The 18,263-nt window shown below is 59.2% G+C and carries 18 protein-coding genes and 1 pseudogene; 8 read left to right on the plus strand and 11 right to left on the minus strand.

Going from position 1 to position 18,263, the window contains the following annotated elements:
* Positions 1-6 precede the first annotated feature (6 nt).
* Positions 7-1,458, plus strand: a complete 1,452-nt coding sequence (locus tag FJU30_RS23955; RefSeq protein ID WP_150437476.1) for a glycoside hydrolase family 32 protein — start codon at positions 7-9, stop codon at positions 1,456-1,458.
* A gap of 42 nt (positions 1,459-1,500) precedes the next feature.
* Here the strand turns inward: FJU30_RS23955 and hpxK are convergent, their stop codons facing one another.
* The 7 genes from hpxK to FJU30_RS23990 all read right to left on the minus strand — a co-directional run bounded on the left by hpxK (position 1,501) and on the right by FJU30_RS23990 (position 8,204).
* Positions 1,501-2,769: an allantoate amidohydrolase gene (gene hpxK / locus FJU30_RS23960; protein ID WP_150437477.1), complete on the minus strand. Its 1,269-nt coding sequence runs from the start codon at positions 2,767-2,769 to the stop codon at positions 1,501-1,503.
* The gene (locus FJU30_RS23965) at positions 2,754-4,007 is read right to left on the minus strand and encodes a pyridoxal-phosphate-dependent aminotransferase family protein (RefSeq protein WP_150437478.1); all 1,254 of its coding nucleotides are present in this window, start codon (positions 4,005-4,007) and stop codon (positions 2,754-2,756) included. The genes hpxK and FJU30_RS23965 overlap by 16 nt, the downstream gene beginning before the upstream one ends.
* A gap of 158 nt (positions 4,008-4,165) precedes the next feature.
* The gene (locus FJU30_RS23970; RefSeq protein WP_150437479.1) at positions 4,166-4,909 is read right to left on the minus strand and encodes an amino acid ABC transporter ATP-binding protein; all 744 of its coding nucleotides are present in this window, start codon (positions 4,907-4,909) and stop codon (positions 4,166-4,168) included.
* The gene (locus FJU30_RS23975) at positions 4,890-5,543 is read right to left on the minus strand and encodes an amino acid ABC transporter permease (protein ID WP_150437507.1); all 654 of its coding nucleotides are present in this window, start codon (positions 5,541-5,543) and stop codon (positions 4,890-4,892) included. Before FJU30_RS23975 ends, FJU30_RS23970 begins: the two co-directional genes overlap by 20 nt.
* On the minus strand, positions 5,543-6,211 hold the full coding sequence (locus tag FJU30_RS23980; protein ID WP_150437480.1) for an amino acid ABC transporter permease: 669 nt from the start codon (positions 6,209-6,211) through the stop codon (positions 5,543-5,545). Before FJU30_RS23980 ends, FJU30_RS23975 begins: the two co-directional genes overlap by 1 nt.
* A 12-nt stretch (positions 6,212-6,223) precedes the next feature.
* A complete protein-coding gene (locus FJU30_RS23985; protein ID WP_150437508.1) occupies positions 6,224-7,015 on the minus strand; it encodes a transporter substrate-binding domain-containing protein in 792 nt (263 codons plus the stop codon).
* Between the two features lie 346 nt (positions 7,016-7,361).
* Positions 7,362-8,204 carry a MurR/RpiR family transcriptional regulator gene (locus FJU30_RS23990; protein ID WP_150437481.1) on the minus strand — a complete coding sequence of 281 codons (843 nt, stop codon included), beginning with the start codon at positions 8,202-8,204 and terminating at the stop codon, positions 7,362-7,364.
* A 148-nt stretch (positions 8,205-8,352) separates the two neighbouring features.
* On the opposite strand from FJU30_RS23990, the gene FJU30_RS23995 reads away from it, so the two are divergent.
* Genes FJU30_RS23995 through hpxZ form a run of 4 tightly spaced genes read left to right on the plus strand, consistent with a single transcriptional unit; the run spans position 8,353 to position 11,922 of the window.
* On the plus strand, positions 8,353-9,939 hold the full coding sequence (locus FJU30_RS23995) for a gamma-glutamyltransferase family protein (RefSeq protein WP_150437482.1): 1,587 nt from the start codon (positions 8,353-8,355) through the stop codon (positions 9,937-9,939).
* A gap of 18 nt (positions 9,940-9,957) precedes the next feature.
* Positions 9,958-10,155, plus strand: coding sequence for an oxalurate catabolism protein HpxX (gene hpxX / locus FJU30_RS24000; RefSeq protein WP_150437483.1), 198 nt, complete (start codon positions 9,958-9,960; stop codon positions 10,153-10,155).
* Positions 10,152-11,549: an AtzE family amidohydrolase gene (locus FJU30_RS24005; protein ID WP_150437484.1), complete on the plus strand. Its 1,398-nt coding sequence runs from the start codon at positions 10,152-10,154 to the stop codon at positions 11,547-11,549. Before hpxX ends, FJU30_RS24005 begins: the two co-directional genes overlap by 4 nt.
* Positions 11,539-11,922: an oxalurate catabolism protein HpxZ gene (hpxZ, locus tag FJU30_RS24010; RefSeq protein WP_150437485.1), complete on the plus strand. Its 384-nt coding sequence runs from the start codon at positions 11,539-11,541 to the stop codon at positions 11,920-11,922. Before FJU30_RS24005 ends, hpxZ begins: the two co-directional genes overlap by 11 nt.
* Before the next feature lie 34 nt (positions 11,923-11,956).
* Here hpxZ and mltB read toward each other — a convergent pair whose 3' ends face one another.
* Together mltB and FJU30_RS24020 are read right to left on the minus strand one after the other, a co-directional pair.
* Positions 11,957-13,099 (minus strand): lytic murein transglycosylase B, encoded by a 1,143-nt coding sequence (gene mltB, locus FJU30_RS24015; RefSeq protein ID WP_150437486.1) that lies wholly within the window; start codon positions 13,097-13,099, stop codon positions 11,957-11,959.
* A 540-nt stretch (positions 13,100-13,639) separates the two neighbouring features.
* Positions 13,640-13,954 (minus strand): hypothetical protein, encoded by a 315-nt coding sequence (locus tag FJU30_RS24020; protein ID WP_150437487.1) that lies wholly within the window; start codon positions 13,952-13,954, stop codon positions 13,640-13,642.
* Positions 13,955-14,109: 155 nt separating this feature from the next.
* Here FJU30_RS24020 and FJU30_RS24025 point away from each other — a divergent pair, with 155 nt between their 5' ends.
* Both FJU30_RS24025 and FJU30_RS24030 read left to right on the plus strand, forming a co-directional pair.
* Entirely contained in the window at positions 14,110-14,478 is a 369-nt protein-coding gene (locus FJU30_RS24025; RefSeq protein WP_150437488.1) for a DUF2778 domain-containing protein, read from the plus strand.
* The gene (locus tag FJU30_RS24030; RefSeq protein WP_150437489.1) at positions 14,478-14,828 is read left to right on the plus strand and encodes a hypothetical protein; all 351 of its coding nucleotides are present in this window, start codon (positions 14,478-14,480) and stop codon (positions 14,826-14,828) included. Before FJU30_RS24025 ends, FJU30_RS24030 begins: the two co-directional genes overlap by 1 nt.
* A 217-nt stretch (positions 14,829-15,045) precedes the next feature.
* On the opposite strand, the pseudogene FJU30_RS27340 reads toward FJU30_RS24030, so the two are convergent.
* A pseudogene (locus tag FJU30_RS27340) lies at positions 15,046-15,257 on the minus strand (IS256 family transposase); the annotation flags it as partial.
* 229 nt (positions 15,258-15,486) lie between these two features.
* Complete coding sequence (locus tag FJU30_RS24035; RefSeq protein WP_191091683.1) at positions 15,487-15,807, minus strand: hypothetical protein; 321 nt, start codon at positions 15,805-15,807, stop codon at positions 15,487-15,489.
* Between the two features lie 390 nt (positions 15,808-16,197).
* Between FJU30_RS24035 and FJU30_RS24040 the strand changes: the two genes are divergently transcribed.
* Positions 16,198-17,994: a glycoside hydrolase family 13 protein gene (locus FJU30_RS24040; RefSeq protein ID WP_223881691.1), complete on the plus strand. Its 1,797-nt coding sequence runs from the start codon at positions 16,198-16,200 to the stop codon at positions 17,992-17,994.
* Positions 17,995-18,263 lie beyond the last annotated feature (269 nt).

An 18,263-nucleotide genomic window follows, 5' to 3' on the forward strand; every position in this document is an offset into this window, starting at 1 on the left:
GTTGTTATGAATGAACTATTAGCAAAAGCCAATGAACACATTGCCGCCACGCGGCCCTTAATGAACATGGAGTGGTACCCCAGCTGGCATCTGGCGCCGACGGCAGGCTGGATGAACGATCCGAACGGTCTGGTCTGGTATGACGGCATGTGGCATGCGTTTTACCAGCATTATCCCTATGACGCGGTGTGGGGGCCGATGCACTGGGGCCACGCCCGCAGCCGCGATCTGATTCACTGGGAGCATCTGCCGGTCGCGCTGGCGCCGGCCGGCACAGATGATAAAGACGGTTGTTTCTCCGGTTCGGCGGTGGACAACGACGGTGAACTGTCGTTGATCTATACCGGCCACGTGCATGAAGGCGACCGCGCCACCGACGCCGGCCTGCGTCAGGTGCAGTGCCTCGCCACCAGCCGCGACGGCGTTCACTTTACCTCGCACGGCAAAATCATCGACCCGCCGCCGGGCATTCAGCACTTCCGCGATCCGAAGGTGTGGAAGATGGGCGACAGCTGGTATGTGGTGATCGGGCTGCGGGTCGACGATCGGGGCGAGGTGCGCCTGTGGCGCTCGAACGATCTGCGCGCCTGGGAGCCCGCAGGACTGCTGGCCCGTTCGGCGCCGGGCGAAAGCTATATGTGGGAGTGCCCGGATTTCTTCCCGCTGGGCGACAAATGGGTGCTGCTGTTTTCGCCGCAGGGCATGAAGGCTGACGGCTACCGTAACCGTAACCTGTTTCAGAGCGGCTATCTGGTCGGCAGCTGGCAGCCGGGCGGCGAGTTCGTCATCGAGACGCCGTTTACCGAGATCGACGCGGGCCATGATTTCTATGCGCCGCAAACCATGACCGGGCCGGACGGGCGCCGCATCATGCTGGGCTGGCTGGCTATGTGGGAATCGATCATGCCGGAAAAAGCTCACCGGTGGGCCGGCATGCTGACGATGCCGCGCGAGCTGACCCTAAGCGCGGACCTGCGGATTAAGGCGACGCCCGCGCGGGAGATCGAAGCCTGCCGCGCCGACCCGCACAGCTATCAGGACATCCGGCTGGCGCGCGACAGCCTGCCGCTGCTGACCGGGTGCGAGGCGCTGGAGGTCGGGCTGAGTCTCGACCTGACGGCCAGCGATGCGGAAAAATATGGTCTGCGCCTCGGCGCCGAACAGGACGATGAACAAGGGCTGTTTATCTATGTGGATAACCAGTCGCGTCGTCTGGTGCTGGATCGCCGCTACCCGGCCTGCGGCATCAGCGGCTACCGCAGCGTGCCGCTGCCGGACGGCGATACCCTGCAGTTGCGCGTGTTCTTCGATCGCTCCTCGGTGGAGATCTTCGTCAACGACGGCGATATCAGCCTGAGCAGCCGAATCTACCCGCAGGCGCAGGCGCGTCATCTCAGTCTGTTCGCCCAAAACGGCGGCGCGCATTTCCCGCGCGTCAATCACTGGACGATCCGCTGACTCCGCGGCGCCCGGCGGCGGCGATCCCGCCGTCAGGCCGCCTTATCGCCCTGCCGTCCCGGCGTATTCATCAACCGTCAGCAGCAAGGCGCGGATGGCCTGCGCCACATCGTCCGCGGCGACGGACTCGTCGGGATGATGGCTGATGCCCTGTCGACAGCGAACAAACAGCATGCCCGACGGCCAGCGTTCGGCAATGGCGATCGCATCGTGTCCGGCGCCGCTCGGCAGCGCCAGGCTACGCCCCTGCACCGCGCTCACCGCCTCGTTCAGGCAACTCTGCAGCGCCGGGTCGCAGCGCGTCGCGGCGATACGATAATACTCCTGCGCCTGGAAACGCACGCCGCGCCGCGCCGCGATCGTGTCGCCCTGCGCCAGTAGTTGATCGAGCAACGCGTCCAGCCCCTCGTCCTGCGGTCCCCGAATATCCAGCGTCAGGCGCGCCTCGCCCGGGATCACATTGGCCGCGCCGGGCAGACACTGCAGGGTGCCCACCGTAGCGACCCGCTCCGGATCGCCGCCCTGCGTCAGTCGCTCCACCTGCAGTATCCATTCGGCCGCCGCCGTCAGCGCATCATGCCGCTGGCTCATCGGCACCGTGCCGGCATGACCGGCGCGCCCGGTGAAAATAATATTCAGCCGCCGCGCGCCGTTGATCGCCGTCACCACGCCCAGCGCCAGGCCGGCGCTTTCCAGCCGCGGTCCCTGTTCGATATGCAGCTCGAGATAACCGACGATCTCCGCCGGCGCCCGTTCGGCCAGCCCGATGTGTTCCGGCGCCAGCCCGGCCTGAGTCAGCGCCTGAGCCACGCTGACGCCCTGTCGATCCTGACACTCCAGCCAGTCCGGAGGCCAGCTGCCGGTCAGCCCGCGGCTGCCCAGCAGCGTAATGCCGAAACGCGTGCCCTCTTCATCGCCGAAGCCGACCACTTCCAGCGCCAGCGGCAGGCGGATCCCATGCTGATGCAGATAACCCACCGTCTCTATCGCCGTCAGCACGCCCAGCATGCCGTCGTAGCGCCCGGCATTGCGCACGGTATCGAGATGCGAGCCGAGCAGCAGCGCCGGCGCGCCCGGCTGTTGCCCCTCATAGCGGCCGCAGATATTGCCGACGCTGTCCTGACGGACCGTCATGCCCGCCGCCCGCATCCACTCGCCCACCTGCGCGTTGGCGCGCAGATGCTGGGGCGACAGGTAGACCCGCGTCAGCTGGCCGTCGCTTTCGCTGATCCGCGCCAGTTCGTCGCAGCGGCGCATGATTTGATCCGCCGCTATGCGCGCGGCCTCGCCGCTCATCAGCTCTGTGCGCATGGCGTACTCCCGCCGGCATACTGATCCCACGCCGCCTGCAGACCGGCGCCCTGCGTGGTGCGCCAGCCCAGCCGGTTGAGCACCGCCTCCAGCGCGCTCAGCGTTTGCATCACGCAATCCTTGCGGGCGTTATAGCCCATGGTGCCGATGCGCCAGATCTTGCCCTGCAGCGGACCAAACGAGGTGCCGATTTCAATGGCGAAGTCTTCGAGCAACAGCTTACGCACCTGTTCGCCGTGGACGCCCGGCGGAATCACTACGCCCAGCACGTTATTCATCTTATGCCGCACATCGCCGAACACCGACAGCCCCATGCCCTGCACGCCCGCCATCAGCGCCGCGCCGTGCAGCGCATGGCGGTCAATGCAGCGCTCCAGCCCCTCTTCGCCGATCAGCCGGGCGCATTCGCGCGCGGCGAACAACATGCTGGTGGCTTCCGTATGGTGGTTAAGACGCTCCGGCCCCCAGTAATCCATGATCATGCCGAGATCGAAATAATTGGAGTAGATCATCTCCTCCTCGCCATCGCGATGCTGCGCGGTGCGAATTCCCGCCTCCACGCACTTACGCCGGCGCACCGCGTCTTCCATCCGCGGACTAAGGGTGAGCGGCGCGCTGCCCGACGGGCCGCCGAGGCATTTCTGCAGGCCGGCCGATACCGCATCCAGCCCCCAGTCGTCGCTCAGCAGCGTATTGCCGCCCAGCGACGCGGTGGCGTCGGTGTAAAACAGCACGTCGTGGCGGCGGCAAATTTCGCCCAGCTGGGCCAGCGGCTGCAGCATGGTGGTCGAGGTGTCGCCCTGCACCGTCAACAGTAAACGCGGCCGCACGCGCTTAATCGCGTCTTCGATCTGATCCGGCGTAAAAACTTCGCCCCAGTCGGCCTCAATGGTGTGCACCTCGGCGCGGCAGCGGCGGGCGATCTCGCACAGCAGATGACCAAAACGGCCGAATACCGGTACCAGCACCCGATCGCCCGGCCGAATCGCCGACAGCAGCACCGCCTCGATGCCGGCGCGCGAGGTGCCGTCCACCAGCAGCGTCCAGCGGTTTTCGGTGGCGAAGACCTTGCGGTAGAGCGCCATCACTTCATTCATCGCCTCGGTCATGGCCGGATCGTACTGACCAATCAGCTGACAGGACATGGCGCGCAGCACGCGCGGATCGGCGTTGATCGGCCCCGGCCCCATCAGCAAGCGATGAGGCGGATTAATCTGTGTAAACAGGTTGCTATGCATTTGAATGAACTCCTGATTTTTTAACCTGATAAAGCTGATGAAGTTGGATGCCCGTCTGCGGCGTTCTCTCTTTAATGGTCATCCCGGCGCAGCCGCGGCTCCGCGTTCTCTGAACGTTCGCCGCGCCAGCGATTGCCTGACGGCGCGATGCCGGGCGATCAGGACTCGGACAGCCCGCGCACCGAGGCGATAAACTGCTTCAGCTCCGCAGTCTGCGGCCGGGCGAACAGTTCTCGGCTGTCGCCCTGTTCCCATACCCGGCCCTGATGCATAAACACCACCCGATCGCCCACCTCGCGGGCGAAATTCATTTCGTGCGTGACCAGGATCAGCGTCATCCCCTCGGCGGCCAGTTGCTCCAGCACTTTGAGCACCTCGCCCACCAGTTCAGGGTCCAGCGCGGAGGTGATCTCGTCGCACAGCAGCACTTTCGGGTTCATCGCCAGCGCGCGGGCGATCGCCACCCGCTGTTGCTGGCCGCCGGACAGGCTGGAGGGGTAATAGTCCAGCCGTTCGCCCAGCCCGACTTTATTCAGCATCAGTTCGCCCAGTTCGCGGCACTCCGCCGCGCTCTTGCCCAGCACGCGGCGCGGCGCCAGCATCACATTTTCCAGCGCCGTCATGTGCGGAAACAGATTAAAACTCTGGAACACCATTCCGATCTGACGACTGATATCGCGCGCCTGGGCGTCGCGGTTGGTGATGGTCATGCCGCCCAGTTTGATGCTGCCTTCCTGATAGCCTTCCAGCCCATTGATACAGCGCAGCAGCGTGCTTTTGCCGGAACCGCTGCGGCCGATAATGGAGATGACCTCGCCCATATCGATATCCAGATCGACGCCTTTCAGCACATGGTTCTGGCCGTAATATTTCTGAACCTGATTAATGGTGATGAGCGGCATTGAATTTTTTCTCCAGATAGCGACTGTAGTACGAGAGCGGATAACACATCAGGAAATAGCCGAGCGCCACCAGGCCAAACACTTTAAAGGGTTGATAGGTCACGTTATTCAGCATGGTGCCCGCCTTAGTCAATTCGATGAAACCGATGATCGAAGCCAGCGCGGTGCCCTTAATCACCTGTACGGAAAAGCCGACGGTCGGCGCGATGGCGATGCGCATCGCCTGCGGCGCGATCACGCGCAGCAGCGTCTGGCCGAAACTCAGGCCGAGACAGCGCGAGGCTTCCCACTGCCCTTTCGGCAGGGCCGCCACGCTGCCGCTCCAGATATCCAGCAGAAAGGCGCTGGTAAACAGCGTCAGGGCCAGCGCGGCCGCCGTCCACGGACTGACGTCCACGCCGAACAACCCGAGGCCGAAAAAGGCCAGAAACAGCTGCATCAGCAGAGGCGTGCCCTGAAACAGCTCGGTATACAAACGTATCAGGCGCGCCGGCCAGACCCGCCCGCCGATCTGCAACAGCAACAGCGGCAGCGTCACCAGCGCGCCGCCGACAAAGGCGGTCAGCGACAGCAGCAACGTCCAGCGCGCCGCCAGCAGCAGGTTGCGGACAATATCCCAATCGGTAAAGGTCATCATGCGCGCGCGCTCCCTAAAAACCGGCGGCCGGCCAGCAGCAACAGTTGCCGCATCAGTATCGACAGCGCCAGATAGCACAGTGTGGTCACCAGATAGACTTCAAAGCTGAGGAAGGTGCGCGACTGGATCAGGTTGGCCGCGAAAGTCAGTTCTTCATACGATACCTGCGACACCACCGACGAACCGAGCATCACGATAATGCACTGACTGACCAGCGCCGGATAAATGCGCTGCAGCGCGGGCGGCAGAATAACGCGTAAAAAGGTCTGCGTGCGGGTTAATCCCAGCACCCGGGCCGCTTCCCACTGCCCTTTCGGCGTAACCTGAATGCCGGCGCGGATAATTTCGGTGCTGTAGGCGCCAAGGTTGATCAGCATGGCCAGCAGCGCCGCCTGACCGGCGGTTAGCTTCAGTCCGAGACCCGGCAAACCGAATACGATAAAAAACAGTTGCACCACGAACGGCGTATTGCGAATCGCCTCGACATAAACGCCCCACAGACGGCCGGGCAGCGAAGGGCGTCCGCTGCGCAGCGCCGCGCCGAGGATGCCGATGGCGATCCCGCCGAGGGTCGCCAGCACGGTCAGCTGGCAGGTCACCAGCAGGCCGGACAGCAGTTCCGGCCAGTAGGGCCACAGCGCGCTAAAGTTAAGCTGCCAGGTCATGGCCGTTCTCCCTTATACGCCCAGGTCCGCCGGCAGCGGCGCCTTCAGCCACTTTTCCGACAGAGTGTTCAGCGTTTTGTCCTGCAGCGCCTGAGTAATCAATGCATCCACTTTCGCCTTCAGCGCCGGTTCATTCTTTTTCATGCCGATGAAGCAAGGAGAATCCTTCAGCATAAATTTCGCGACCGGCGCCCGGGTCGGATTCTGCTGCGCCACGGCGGCGATCACCAGGTTGCCGGTGGCGATAAATTCCACCTGACCTGAGAGGTAAGCCGACAGCGTGGTGTTATTGTCCTCATAACGCTTAATCTGCGCGGCCTTCGGCGCCGCCTCGCTCAGCACCATATCCTCCACCGCGCCGCGCGTTACGCCGATGCTTTTGCCCTCCAGTTGCTGCACCGCATCCAGCGCCTTGTCCTGCGGCCCGAACACGCCAAGGAAGAACGGCGCATAAGCGCGGCTGAAGTCGATAACCTTCTCGCGTTCCGCATTCTTGCCGAGGCTGGAGATCACCAGATCGACCTTATTGGTCTGCAGGTAGGGCACGCGGTTGGCGCTGGTGACCGGCACCAGCTGCAACTTTAATTTCATCTGTTCGGCCAGATAGCGCGCCATATCGATATCGTATCCCTGCGGCTGTAGATCGGTGCCCACCGAACCAAAGGGAGGAAAGTCCTGCGGCACCGCCACGCGCAGCACGCCGCGTTTTTCAATGTCCTGCAGCTGATCGGCCTGCGCGCCGCCCGTCTGGGCCAGCAGTAACAGCGCGCCCACCATTGCCAGAATTCGTTTAGTGATCTTCATCATTTGCTCCCGCTAAGCCAGTGTGAAACTAAAGATTCTAAAAATCAAATCATGAAACCTTAGTTGCAAGAACAAAAGCAATTGGCATGCCAGATATCGGCCAGAAAAGGATTTACCCGCCGCGCGCTCGCCGGTTTCGCCGCGGCGCGCAGGGCGAAAGGCCAAAAAACGCAACTGGCGCGCGGCGGAGCGGGAAAAGCGCCGGCGGCGATAGGGCTGAAGACATAACGGTCCTCGCCGATCGACGTCGCGCTCAGCGCAGGGAAAACGGCGTTTAGCGTCGTTCGATCGGCGTGCCGCGCCTCAATATGAGGCACGAAAACGGGGAGTGAGCACCAATATGGTGCTAAAGGCGTTGTTCCAGTTCGTCCAGATCGACGTACAGATCGGCGATTTGATGAATTCTTTGCCGACCGTCGTGCAGCATTTCATGTAACAGGGCGTTGCTGAGCAGATTCACCAGGCTCATGGCCGACGCGTAATTATCAAAAGCAGAAACGCTTTCCAGCGGCACGGTCAGCGCGGCGCCGACCAGCGGCAACAGTTGCTGCGCCTGCGGCTCGCAGATCAGCAGCACCGGGATATCACGCTGCTGCAGTTGCAGCAGCAGCGGACGAATCAGTCGCGAACGACGGCGAAAGGCCACCACCACCACCAGATCCTGGCGCGCCAGATCGACCAGTTCCTCGGCCAGCGTCTGGCCCGGCTGCGCCAGCATGTGCACCTGGCTGCGCACCTGCAGCAACTGCTGGCGCAAATGCAGCGCGACCGGGTAACTGTTGCGCAAACCGAGAATAGCCAGGCGCCGGGCGCGCATCATCGCCGCGATCGCCGCGGCGAATTGCGCCGCGTCCAATTGATTGACCCACTGGGTCAGGTTGGCCATCTCCTGCTTGTAGTGGCGCGCCAGCAGCGTGTTGCCCTGCACCGCGTCGCGGTAATCCGCCAGCGGCATGCCGCTCTGGCGCAACGTGCGCAACTCGTCGCGCATGGCGCGGTAACTGCTGTAGCCCAGCCGTCGGAACAGGCGGCTGACGGTGGCTTTGGATACGCCGCTCAGCTGCGCCAGCTCAGGGCTGTTGTAGCCGATCAAATCGTCAATGTGATCGAAAATAAAATCCGCCACCCGCTGTTCCTGCGGCGACAGCGTCGCATACTGGCTGCGTAACCGTTCATCAATTTGCTTCATTGTTTACGACCTGTGCCTTTTGTTTCAATGGAAACATACTCGCTCTAAACGAGATCAGGCAAGCAGAAAACTGGAACGCCTCTTGCTTACACTCAGCCACTAAGAATGAATCCCTTTACGTACAGACCCGATTACAAGGAATAACGGCATGATGCAAAGCAACGTCGCCCCGCAGGGCATGGCGGTCACTCCGCACCATTTGGCCAGCGCCACCGCGCAGTCCATCCTGCGGGAAGGCGGCAACGCAATCGAGGCGACCGTCGCCGCCGCGGCGACCATCGCGGTAGTCTACCCCCATATGAACAGCCTGGGGGGCGACGGTTTCTGGCTCATCGTTCCGCCGCACGGCGACCCGATAGCCATTGACGCCAGCGGCGCCGCCGGCTCGCTGGCTAACCGGCAGCGCTACGCCGGGCTGCCCCACATCCCCCATCGCGGTCCGCAGGCGGCGCTGACCGTCGCCGGCACCGTCGGCGGCTGGCAGGAGGCGCTGGCCGTCGCCGCGGAACAGGGCAGCCCGGCGCTGCCGTTGTCCCGCCTGCTGGCGGACGCCATTCGCTACGCGGCCGACGGAATCCCGGTTACCCGTTCGCAGGAGGACGCGCTCAGCGCCCACTATCACGAACTGGCCGACATGGCGGAATTTAATCGCGTCTTCGCGCCGGGCGGCCGCATCCCGCGCATCGGCAGCCGCTTCACCCAACCCGATCTGGCCGCGTCGCTGAGTCTGCTGGCGGAAGAGGGGCTGGACAGCTTCTACCGCGGCACCCTGGCGCAGCATATGTTGCGCCAGATGGCCGAACTGGATATGCCGATCGTCGCCGCCGATCTGGCCGGCTACCGGGCGCGCCGCGCCGCGCCGCTGGCGCTGCAGCACCAGAAAGGCGAAATTTACAATCTGGCGCCGCCCACTCAGGGGCTGGTCTCGCTGGCGATCCTCGGGATTACCGATCGGCTGGCGCTTGACGACCTGAACGACAGCCAGACGCTGCACCGCATTGTGGAGGCCACCAAACTGGCCTTCGGCCTGCGCGATCGCTTCATCACCGATCCGCGCCACATCAGCCAGGATATTCAGGCGCTGCTCACTCCGGAGTATCTGGATACGCTGGCGTCGCAGGTGGACACCGCCAACGCCGCCCCCTGGGGTCAGGGGCGCGGCCCGGGAGACACCGTATGGCTGGGCGTAAGCGACAGCAGCGGTCTGTCGGTTTCCTTTATTCAAAGTATCTACCACGAATTCGGCAGCGGCGTAGTGCTGCCCGGCACCGGCATTCTGTGGCAGAACCGCGGCGCCTCGTTCAGCCTTGAGCCGGGCCATCTGCTGGCGCTTGAGCCGGGCAAACAGCCGTTTCACACGCTCAATCCGGCCGCCGCGCGGCTGGCCGACGGCCGCACCATGGTATATGGATCGATGGGCGGCGACGGACAGCCGCAGACCCAGGCGGCGATCTTTATCCGCCATGTGGTGCAGGGAATGCCGCTCCAGCAAGCGATCGCCGCGCCGCGCTGGCTGCTCGGCCGCACCTGGGGGCAGCGTTCCGATACGCTGAAACTGGAACGTCGCTTCAGCGACGCCACCTTCGACGCCCTGCGCGCGCTGGGCCACGATATTGAAATATTGACGGATTTCAGCGAAACCGTCGGGCACGCCGGCGCCATCGTGCGCCACACCAACGGGATGCTGGAAGGGGCGTTCGACCCGCGCAGCAACGGCAGCGCCCTTGGCTTTTGATTCAGGAGAAAACGTATAATGACCACCGCTCTATCCGCCCGGCCCGATGTGGCCGCCTACCTGCAGCAGATGGAAACCCTGCTGGGTCTGACGCTGGACGACGCGCGCCGCCAGGAACTGCTGGCGCAGTTCAGCCGCATCGACGGCATGGCCGCGCCGCTGATGGCTTTCCCGCTCGACGAACATCAGGAGATCGCCGGGGTCTATCAGCTATGAATCCGCTCCGTCACTACGCTATTCAGGACATCCAGCGGGCGCTGACCCACGGCGAGATGTCGGCGCGCGATATCGCCCGCGCCACGCTGGACGCCATCGAGCGACAGAATCCGGCGATCAACGCCTGGACCCACATTACCCGCCAGCGCATGCTGGACGAGGCGGATCGCATCGATCGGCTGCGCCGGCAGCGGCAGCCGTTGCCGGCGCTGGCCGGCGTGCCCTACGCGGTAAAAAATCTGTTCGACGTGGCCGGCCACACCACGCTGGCCGGCGCGCGGCTGCTGCAGGATCGGCCGCCGGCCGCTCAGGACGCCTTCGCCGTGCGTCAACTGCAGGCGCAGGGCGCCATGCTGAGCGGCATGCTGAATATGGATGCCTACGCTTACGGCTTCACGACCGAAAACAGCCATTTCGGCGCGACCCGCAACCCGCACGACCCCGCGCGCATCGCCGGCGGTTCCTCCGGCGGTTCGGCCGCCGCGGTGGCCGCCGGGCTGGTCAACTTTAGCCTCGGCAGCGACACCAACGGCTCGATCCGCGTCCCCTCTTCGTTATGCGGCATCCTCGGCTTAAAACCCACCTTCGGCCGCCTGTCGCGCAACGGAACGCACCCCTTCGTCGACAGCCTCGATCATATCGGCCCGATGGCCAACCGGGTGGACGACCTGGCCGCCGTATACCAGGCGCTGCGGGGTCAGGACAACGGCGATCGCTTCCAGGCGCGCCATGCGCCGGCCGACGTCGCGGATAACGGCGCGCCGCTGCGCTGCGCGCTGCTGGACGGCTACTTCGATCTGTGGTGCGACGACCAGGCGCGCGCCGCCGTGCGGCGCGTGGCGATCGCCCTGAATACCCAGGACACGCTGACGCTGCCCAATGTGGATCTGGCGCGTTCGGCGGCGTTTATTCTGTCGGCCAGCGAGGGCGGCAACCGTTATCTGCCCGCCCTGCGCGAGCAGCCGGAATTGTTTGAGCCGCTGTCGCGCGAGCGCCTGCTGGCCGGCGCCATGATCCCGGCCGCGTGGTACGTACAGGCCCAGCGCTTTCGCCAGCTGTTCCGTCAGCAGGTACTGGCGCTGTTTGCCGACCACGATATTCTGATCGCGCCGGCCACCCCCTGTTCGGCCACGACGATCGGCCAGCAGACCATGCGCATCAACCACAGCGATCTGCCGATCCGCGCCAGCATGGGGATGTTGACCCAGCCGATCTCGTTCGTCGGTCTGCCGGTGGTGTGCGTTCCGCTGAAAACCGCTGGCGGCATGCCGATTGGCGTACAGCTAATCGGCGCGCCCTGGTGCGAAGCGCGCTGCCTGCAGGCGGCGCGCAGACTGGAACAACAGGGGATTCTTTTTTCTTCGTTACAACAGGATACGCCCGATGCGCAATGATATGCTGAACGATCCTCAGGTGCTGGCCGAGATCAGCGCCGCCTTTTACCGCTACGAGCAGGCGCTGGTCAGCAACGACACCGATACGCTGGATGCGCTGTTCTGGCACGACGCGCGTACGGTGCGCTACGGCGCGACGGAAAATCTGTACGGCATCGAACAAATCCGCGCATTTCGCGCCGCTCGCCCGTCCGCCGGGCTGGATCGCCAGCTCAGCAACACGGTGATCACCACGTACGGCGACAGCATGGCGGTGGCCAGCACGGAGTTTCGCCGCGCCGGCAGCGAGAAGGTCGGCCGGCAGATGCAAACCTGGGTCAAAATGGAGGATGGCTGGCGCATTGTGGCGGCCCACGTCAGCCTGATGGCCTGATAAGTGCGCGCCGCCGGACGGCGGCGCGGCGGCGTCAGCGCGCGGCCTGTCGGGAAATCAGCCCGCTCTGGCCGTGGCGCGCCTGATTGACGACTTCGCCCAGTTGCCAAACCGCCATCGAATAGTGAACGCTGCGGTTATAGCGCGTAATGACAAAGAAATTGGGCAGGCCGTACCAGTATTGGTACTCGCTGCCGGTATCCAGCCGCAGCAGACTGGCTTCTTTATAACCGCCCAGACCGCCCTGCGGACGCAGCCCGGCGGCCGCCAGCGTAGACAGCGCGTAACGGGTGTTGATGCCGGACGCCAGCGTCGACGCCTGGCCGGTCGCCGGCACCGCGACGGCGCCGCCCTGCACCCAACCGTGCGCCTTAAAGTAATTGGCCACGCTGCCGATGGCGTCGACCGGATCCCACAAATTGATATGCCCGTCGCCGTTAAAATCCACCGCATAATTTTTATAGGAAGACGGCATAAACTGACCGTAGCCCATGGCGCCGGCGTAGGAGCCGCTCAGCGCGAAGGGATCGTCGTTTTCACGCTGCGCCATCAACAGGAAGGTTTCCAGCTCGCCGGCGAAATATTCCGCCCGCCGCGGATAGGCGAAAGCCAACGTAGCCAACGCATCGATGATGCGGGTTTTACCCATCACCCTGCCCCAGCGTGTCTCTACGCCGATAATACCGACGATGATCTCAGGCGGTACGCCATATTCCCGCCAGGCGCGCTGCAGGGCATCCTCATACTGGTTCCAGAACGCGACGCCGTTCTGCACGCTATCGGGCGTAATAAATTTACTGCGATAACGTAGCCAGGCGCCGTTCGGCCCCGACGGCGCGCCGGCAACCGGCGCCTGCTGATCCATCAGCCGGATTACCCAGTCCAGCTGACGGGCCTGCGCCAGCGTCTGCTGCAGCTGCAGCCGGTCGAAGCCATGCTCGCGCACCATTTTCTCCACGAACAGGCTGGCCTGCGGATTGGCGGAAAAATCGCCGTTCAGCAGACCGTCGCCCCGGACCGCCGGCTGCAGCAGAGTGCCGGCCGACAGGGCGGGTTTAAGCAGAAAACCGCCGCGCGCCGCGGTGCCGGGCGAGGTTGAAGCCTCAACCGGCGCCGGTTTACTGCTGCAGGCGGAGAGTAAGGTAAATATCGGAAGCAAGGCAGCCAGATAACGCATCAGAAATCCATCAACCGTACAAGAAAAAGGTGGCAGCTATGGTAAGCGATAGTCCGATATGAACAAACACAAATCTACCGCCATCCGTACCGTACAGATAAGCATATATGATGAATAAATCAGACGGCAAGCGCGATGCGATGGCGGCGCGGCCGCTCGGAACGGCTTATTGATCTTGTTCTGCGCCGGTGGACAAAGCCTTCATTTCGATGACGGTGAAGTGAGATTGTGCTTACTTTTATGATTCAATAGACAATGACAGGATGAGCTCACCGGCAATGATTAATCTTTCCCCTGGTAAGTCGACAGGGTATTAACGCATGTCAAATGAAGAACAAGTGAAACAAAATTTCTGGTAACACTTTCTAAATTTGACGTAAAAAAACGCAATGAATAATTAGTTTTTATTTAAGAATCAGAAAGAAGCGAAGGATATATCCAAAATAACTCGAGTTACAGGAAGGCGGTGACGCAGCGACAAATTCGTCGGCAACCTGAGGAATCCCCGCAATATTAAAGAGGCAGGAGCATTCATGTCATTCAACGATCCGATAAATCGCCAAATTCAGGAGATCGGAGAACACCATGAGGGTTTTCCGTTCGGCGACAATCAAGGAATCCAGTCGCGGAACAGATCGGCAGATTCAGAACCGGGTGACTGAGCGGACGATCGACGTATTTAATGACGTGTTTGCGTTGGAGTTCATTTGCCTGAGCGAGTCCGACGCCAATGGCATAAATGACGCGTGAACCACTTTCGCTAACGCCGGAAGCGGCATTGCCGGGGGAGCGGACACGCTTCACATGCATGCTTGCAACGAAAACGGTCCCGACAAAGGCAGAAATATCAGACATTATGGCGCCGCTGATTAAACATATGGCGCCATGTTAAAGGCAAATGTTTAATTTTAAAAATGAGAGGATGACTGAGGCGATGCTGCGCATTTACATACCCGGCAAACTCCAGTATAAAAAGCCACGCTCAATAACACACGGCAGGAGAAAAATGAGTGACCCGGGGATTTCAACAAAGCACCGGTAACCTTACAAAGGATGGATATTTTATCATTCAAGGATATGCGGCAAAGGGAAAAGGAAAATACAAACCTGATGTGGAAAGCATTCCTGATATCGGCCCCCTGCCTCGTGGAAAATACACCATCATCGGACATCCATTTCATCACTCCCACACCGGGACTTACTCAATGAGGCTGCAACCCGCTCCTCATAATAAAATGTTTGGCCGCGCTGGCTTTCTGATCTACGGCGACAGCAAAAATCATCCGGGAGAAGCCTCCGACGGAGGTATCATTCTGCCGCTACTGATCAGGCAGAGAATATGGCTCAGCGAAAATAGAAGCATAGAGGTGGAAAGATAATGACAAAGATGAAATCTGCGCTATTTTTTTTAGCGTTACTCCCGGTCGCTGCCAGCGCAAAGGCCGTTCCAAACGACTGTCACTCATGGCCAATGAACATGACGGAAGTTTGGCTTAAAAACTCCGGCATTGTTGATATCACTGACCTCGACGAGTCAAAGACAGAAATCACGCTGTTAGCCTCAGAGAAAAAGCCCCATCATCTATACACAAATATATTCAAATTTATGTTCCACGCCAAAGATGGCGAAACCTATGAAGTGATCACTAAAAATGATGCATCTGACGATGAATGCTCAGTAAGCGAAGTCGATAGCTATCTCATTTCTAAAAGCTCAATAAATCAATGAGATAAATTGATGGCCATCAATAGGATTTCACATCAAAACATGGCCATCAGCCGTCCCCGATTTACCATAACGTTTCTTCCCTGCATCGACTGAAAACCCCTCAGCACAATTCTGATACCTGAGCCGGTGTCTCCCCCGAAAATGCCGCAGAACGCCGCAGGTGAGTGCTGTGGGCATGAATCGTTGTGCACTGAAGTGACTGACGGCGGACTGTTGCAGTCTTTGCGGAATAGCCATTACGGGAGTTGTTGCCCGGTTTGAACTGGTGTTCCCCGTAGCGAGGTGGTGGATCATCTCAGCGTTGAGCGCTGCCTCGACACTGTTTTTTTTCAGCAAGCGCTCGAACTGATTGAGATCACTCAGGGATTTAAGATCCCTGGCTAAATAATTTCGCACATTGATGCTCCACTTCTCATCGTGCGGGGCCAGTACTGGTGGGATGTCATGCCCTGCACGCGTAGCGCTATTATGCAAAGCTATTTAGTTCATTGACCAGATCCTTTCGTCCATAAATCAAGCTGTCGTGATATTAGATTAAAGATATAAAAATCAGTTAATTACATAACATCATGTACAGGCTCGACCTTGCTGGCTTTGATGGCGGCCATCCCTGTTTTGTTCAGGAAATTATCAGGAGAATAGAGTTGGAGGGGATCCCTCAGGTTGCCAACGAGTTTGTTGCTGCGTTACCGCCTTCCAGCAACTCGAATGATTTTGGGTATACCGCATACCTCAGGCGGCAGGACCAAACGTTATTGTTTTGAACAATACCCGACATTGGATTTTTATGCGCCGGCCCCAGACCCGGGCCGGGTAATAGAACGCAACCAACGTGTCTGCGATTTGAAGAATGACCAGGATGGCGATATCCGGCCGCCCGCAAAGTAAAAATATCCGGTGGATTAAAATTAGCCGCCGCTTCATTAAAATAATAAAAGAAAAATTCGGTGAAAATTATTTTTGCTGGTCGGGTTATCAATATTAGCTCACCTTTCGTCACCCGACGTTATTATTTACAAGCGTCCTTCGCCCCATAATGAGGCAGCCGGATATAACTTGCGCACAAATAGCACCATAGTTGTGCATCGCCATAACCGAATGATAATGACACCCAAAAACATTAGCAATAGTAATACTTAAGGCAAAAAATAAAAACCGGTGAGATTAAGTAATCTGTAACAGAGCCTGTCACCGATCGCTTACCAGAAATAAAATTAGTCATTTAAAATCATATAATTAAACAAAACAACATTTGTTAAATTTCAATATCAACACATAAGGTTAACAATTATATAATTATACCTTCATTGCAAAACATAAATTTAATTTTATAATCATTTTACTTTGGAAGGATTCACAGGAGTAACGCATGGCGCAAGTCAGAAACAGACATATTCTTTTTTCACTCACAATGCTCATCATTTCTTTCTTTTCTATTATGACTGCCGATGCGCAGCAAAATAGCCCGGCAGCCGACACTATTCAGCAGGATAACGTGCCCTGGTGGAAGAAGGCCGTTTTTTATCAGATCTATCTGCGCTCGTTCAAAGACAGTAATGCCGATGGCGTCGGCGATATTAACGGCGTAATAGAAAAGCTGGATTATCTGAAAAACCTTGGCGTGGATGTGATATGGATATCGCCTCATTATGATTCCCCGCTGCACGACGGCGGATATGATGTCGCCGACTACAGAAAAATACTCAAAGCATTTGGTAATTTATCCGATTTTGACCGACTTATTGCCGAGTTAAAAAAGCGTGATATGCATTTGATGATTGATATGGTCATCAATCATACCAGCGACCAAAACGCCTGGTTCGTCGCCAGCCGGAGCAGTAAAAATAATCCTTATCGCGATTATTATATCTGGCGGGAAGGGAAAGGCGATCAGCCGCCCAACAACTATCCTTCCTTTATGGGCGGCTCCGCCTGGCAAAAAAGCGCCGAAACCGATCAATATTATCTCCATTATTACGGCAAGCAGATGCCGGATTTAAACTGGGATAATGAGAAAGTTCGCAATGAAATGGCGGAGATCATTAACTTCTGGTTAGACAAAGGCGTTTCAGGTCTGCGCTTTGACTCGCTGGTGACCATTTCGAAAACGCAGGGCCTGCCCGACTTAAATCCGCAGGAACTGAAAAACTTCCCCATGGTCTATGCCAGCGGGCCGAATGTGCACCGTTATTTTAGCGAGCTGAAAAGCAAGCTGAAGCTGCCGGCGCAAAATGTTATCGCGGGAGAGATGTTTGCCGTACCGCTCGACCAGAATCCGATGTACACCGACCCGGCAAGGAATGAAGCCAACCTCGCCATCATTTATGATGTAATCAGATTCGATCGCGATGCGGCGGATCGCTGGTTTAGCCGCCCCTGGACGCTGTCTCAGCTGAGAAAAACGATCACCCGGGTCGATCAGTCAACCGGCGAACACGGCTGGAACGCCTTCTTCCTGACCAACCACGATAATCAACGCGAAGTCTCTCATTACGGCAGCGATAAACCACAATACCGTGAAAACTCGGCCAAAGCGCTGGCGACCCTGCAATTAACGCAGCGCGCCAGCCCCTTTATTTATCAGGGCGCCGAGTTGGGTATGACGAATTATCCGTTCAAAAGCCTTGCGGATTTCCACGACATTGAGGATACGGGCTTCATCAGGGATTATGTCGATAGCGGCAAGGTAGACCCTGCGCTGTTTTTCAAACACCTGAGTTTTAGCAGCCGGGATAACAGCCGCACGCCGATGCAATGGGACGACACGCCGCAGGCCGGTTTTACCACCGCCACCCCGTGGCTGGCGGTTAATCCCAATTACCCGTCGATTAATGCCAAAAACCAGGTTAACGATGATAATTCGGTCTATAACTATTTCCGCAAGCTCATCACGATACGGCGCGATACGCCGGCGCTGGTGACCGGAACGCAGCAGGATCTCGATCCTGACAACAACGAAGTGCTGGCCTACACCCGCACGCTCGGCAGCGATAAATATCTTATTATCATCAACTTTACGGAAGCAGCGCAGCAATATGCGTTGCCGCAGGATCTCTCAATCGAGAAAACGGTGGTTGAGAATAACGGCAAGGCCGGCGCGGACGAAAGCCGCGAGCTGACGTTAAATCCGTGGCAATCAGGCGTCTATAAAGTAAAGTCGCGTTAATACATCAGGCTGCGGCAACCTGTTGTAACGCTGTAGCCGGTTGATCCGCGGGCGGCCGTCATCGAATGATGACGGCCGCTTTTATCTATAGCGGAGATGATGCCAAAACGGAACCGCTAACGCGCTTACTGCGCGGCTAATGCGGCGTGAATGAAATAAACGCCGCGGCCGAAAGCCATCACTATCGGTCCTTATGGGAACGACTCCCGCCAGCGTTGCCCACCTCAGGCAGTGAGTCCATGACTATCAAGCTGAAAGGGGCGGCCTGT

It is taken from the genome of Affinibrenneria salicis, from assembly GCF_008710095.1.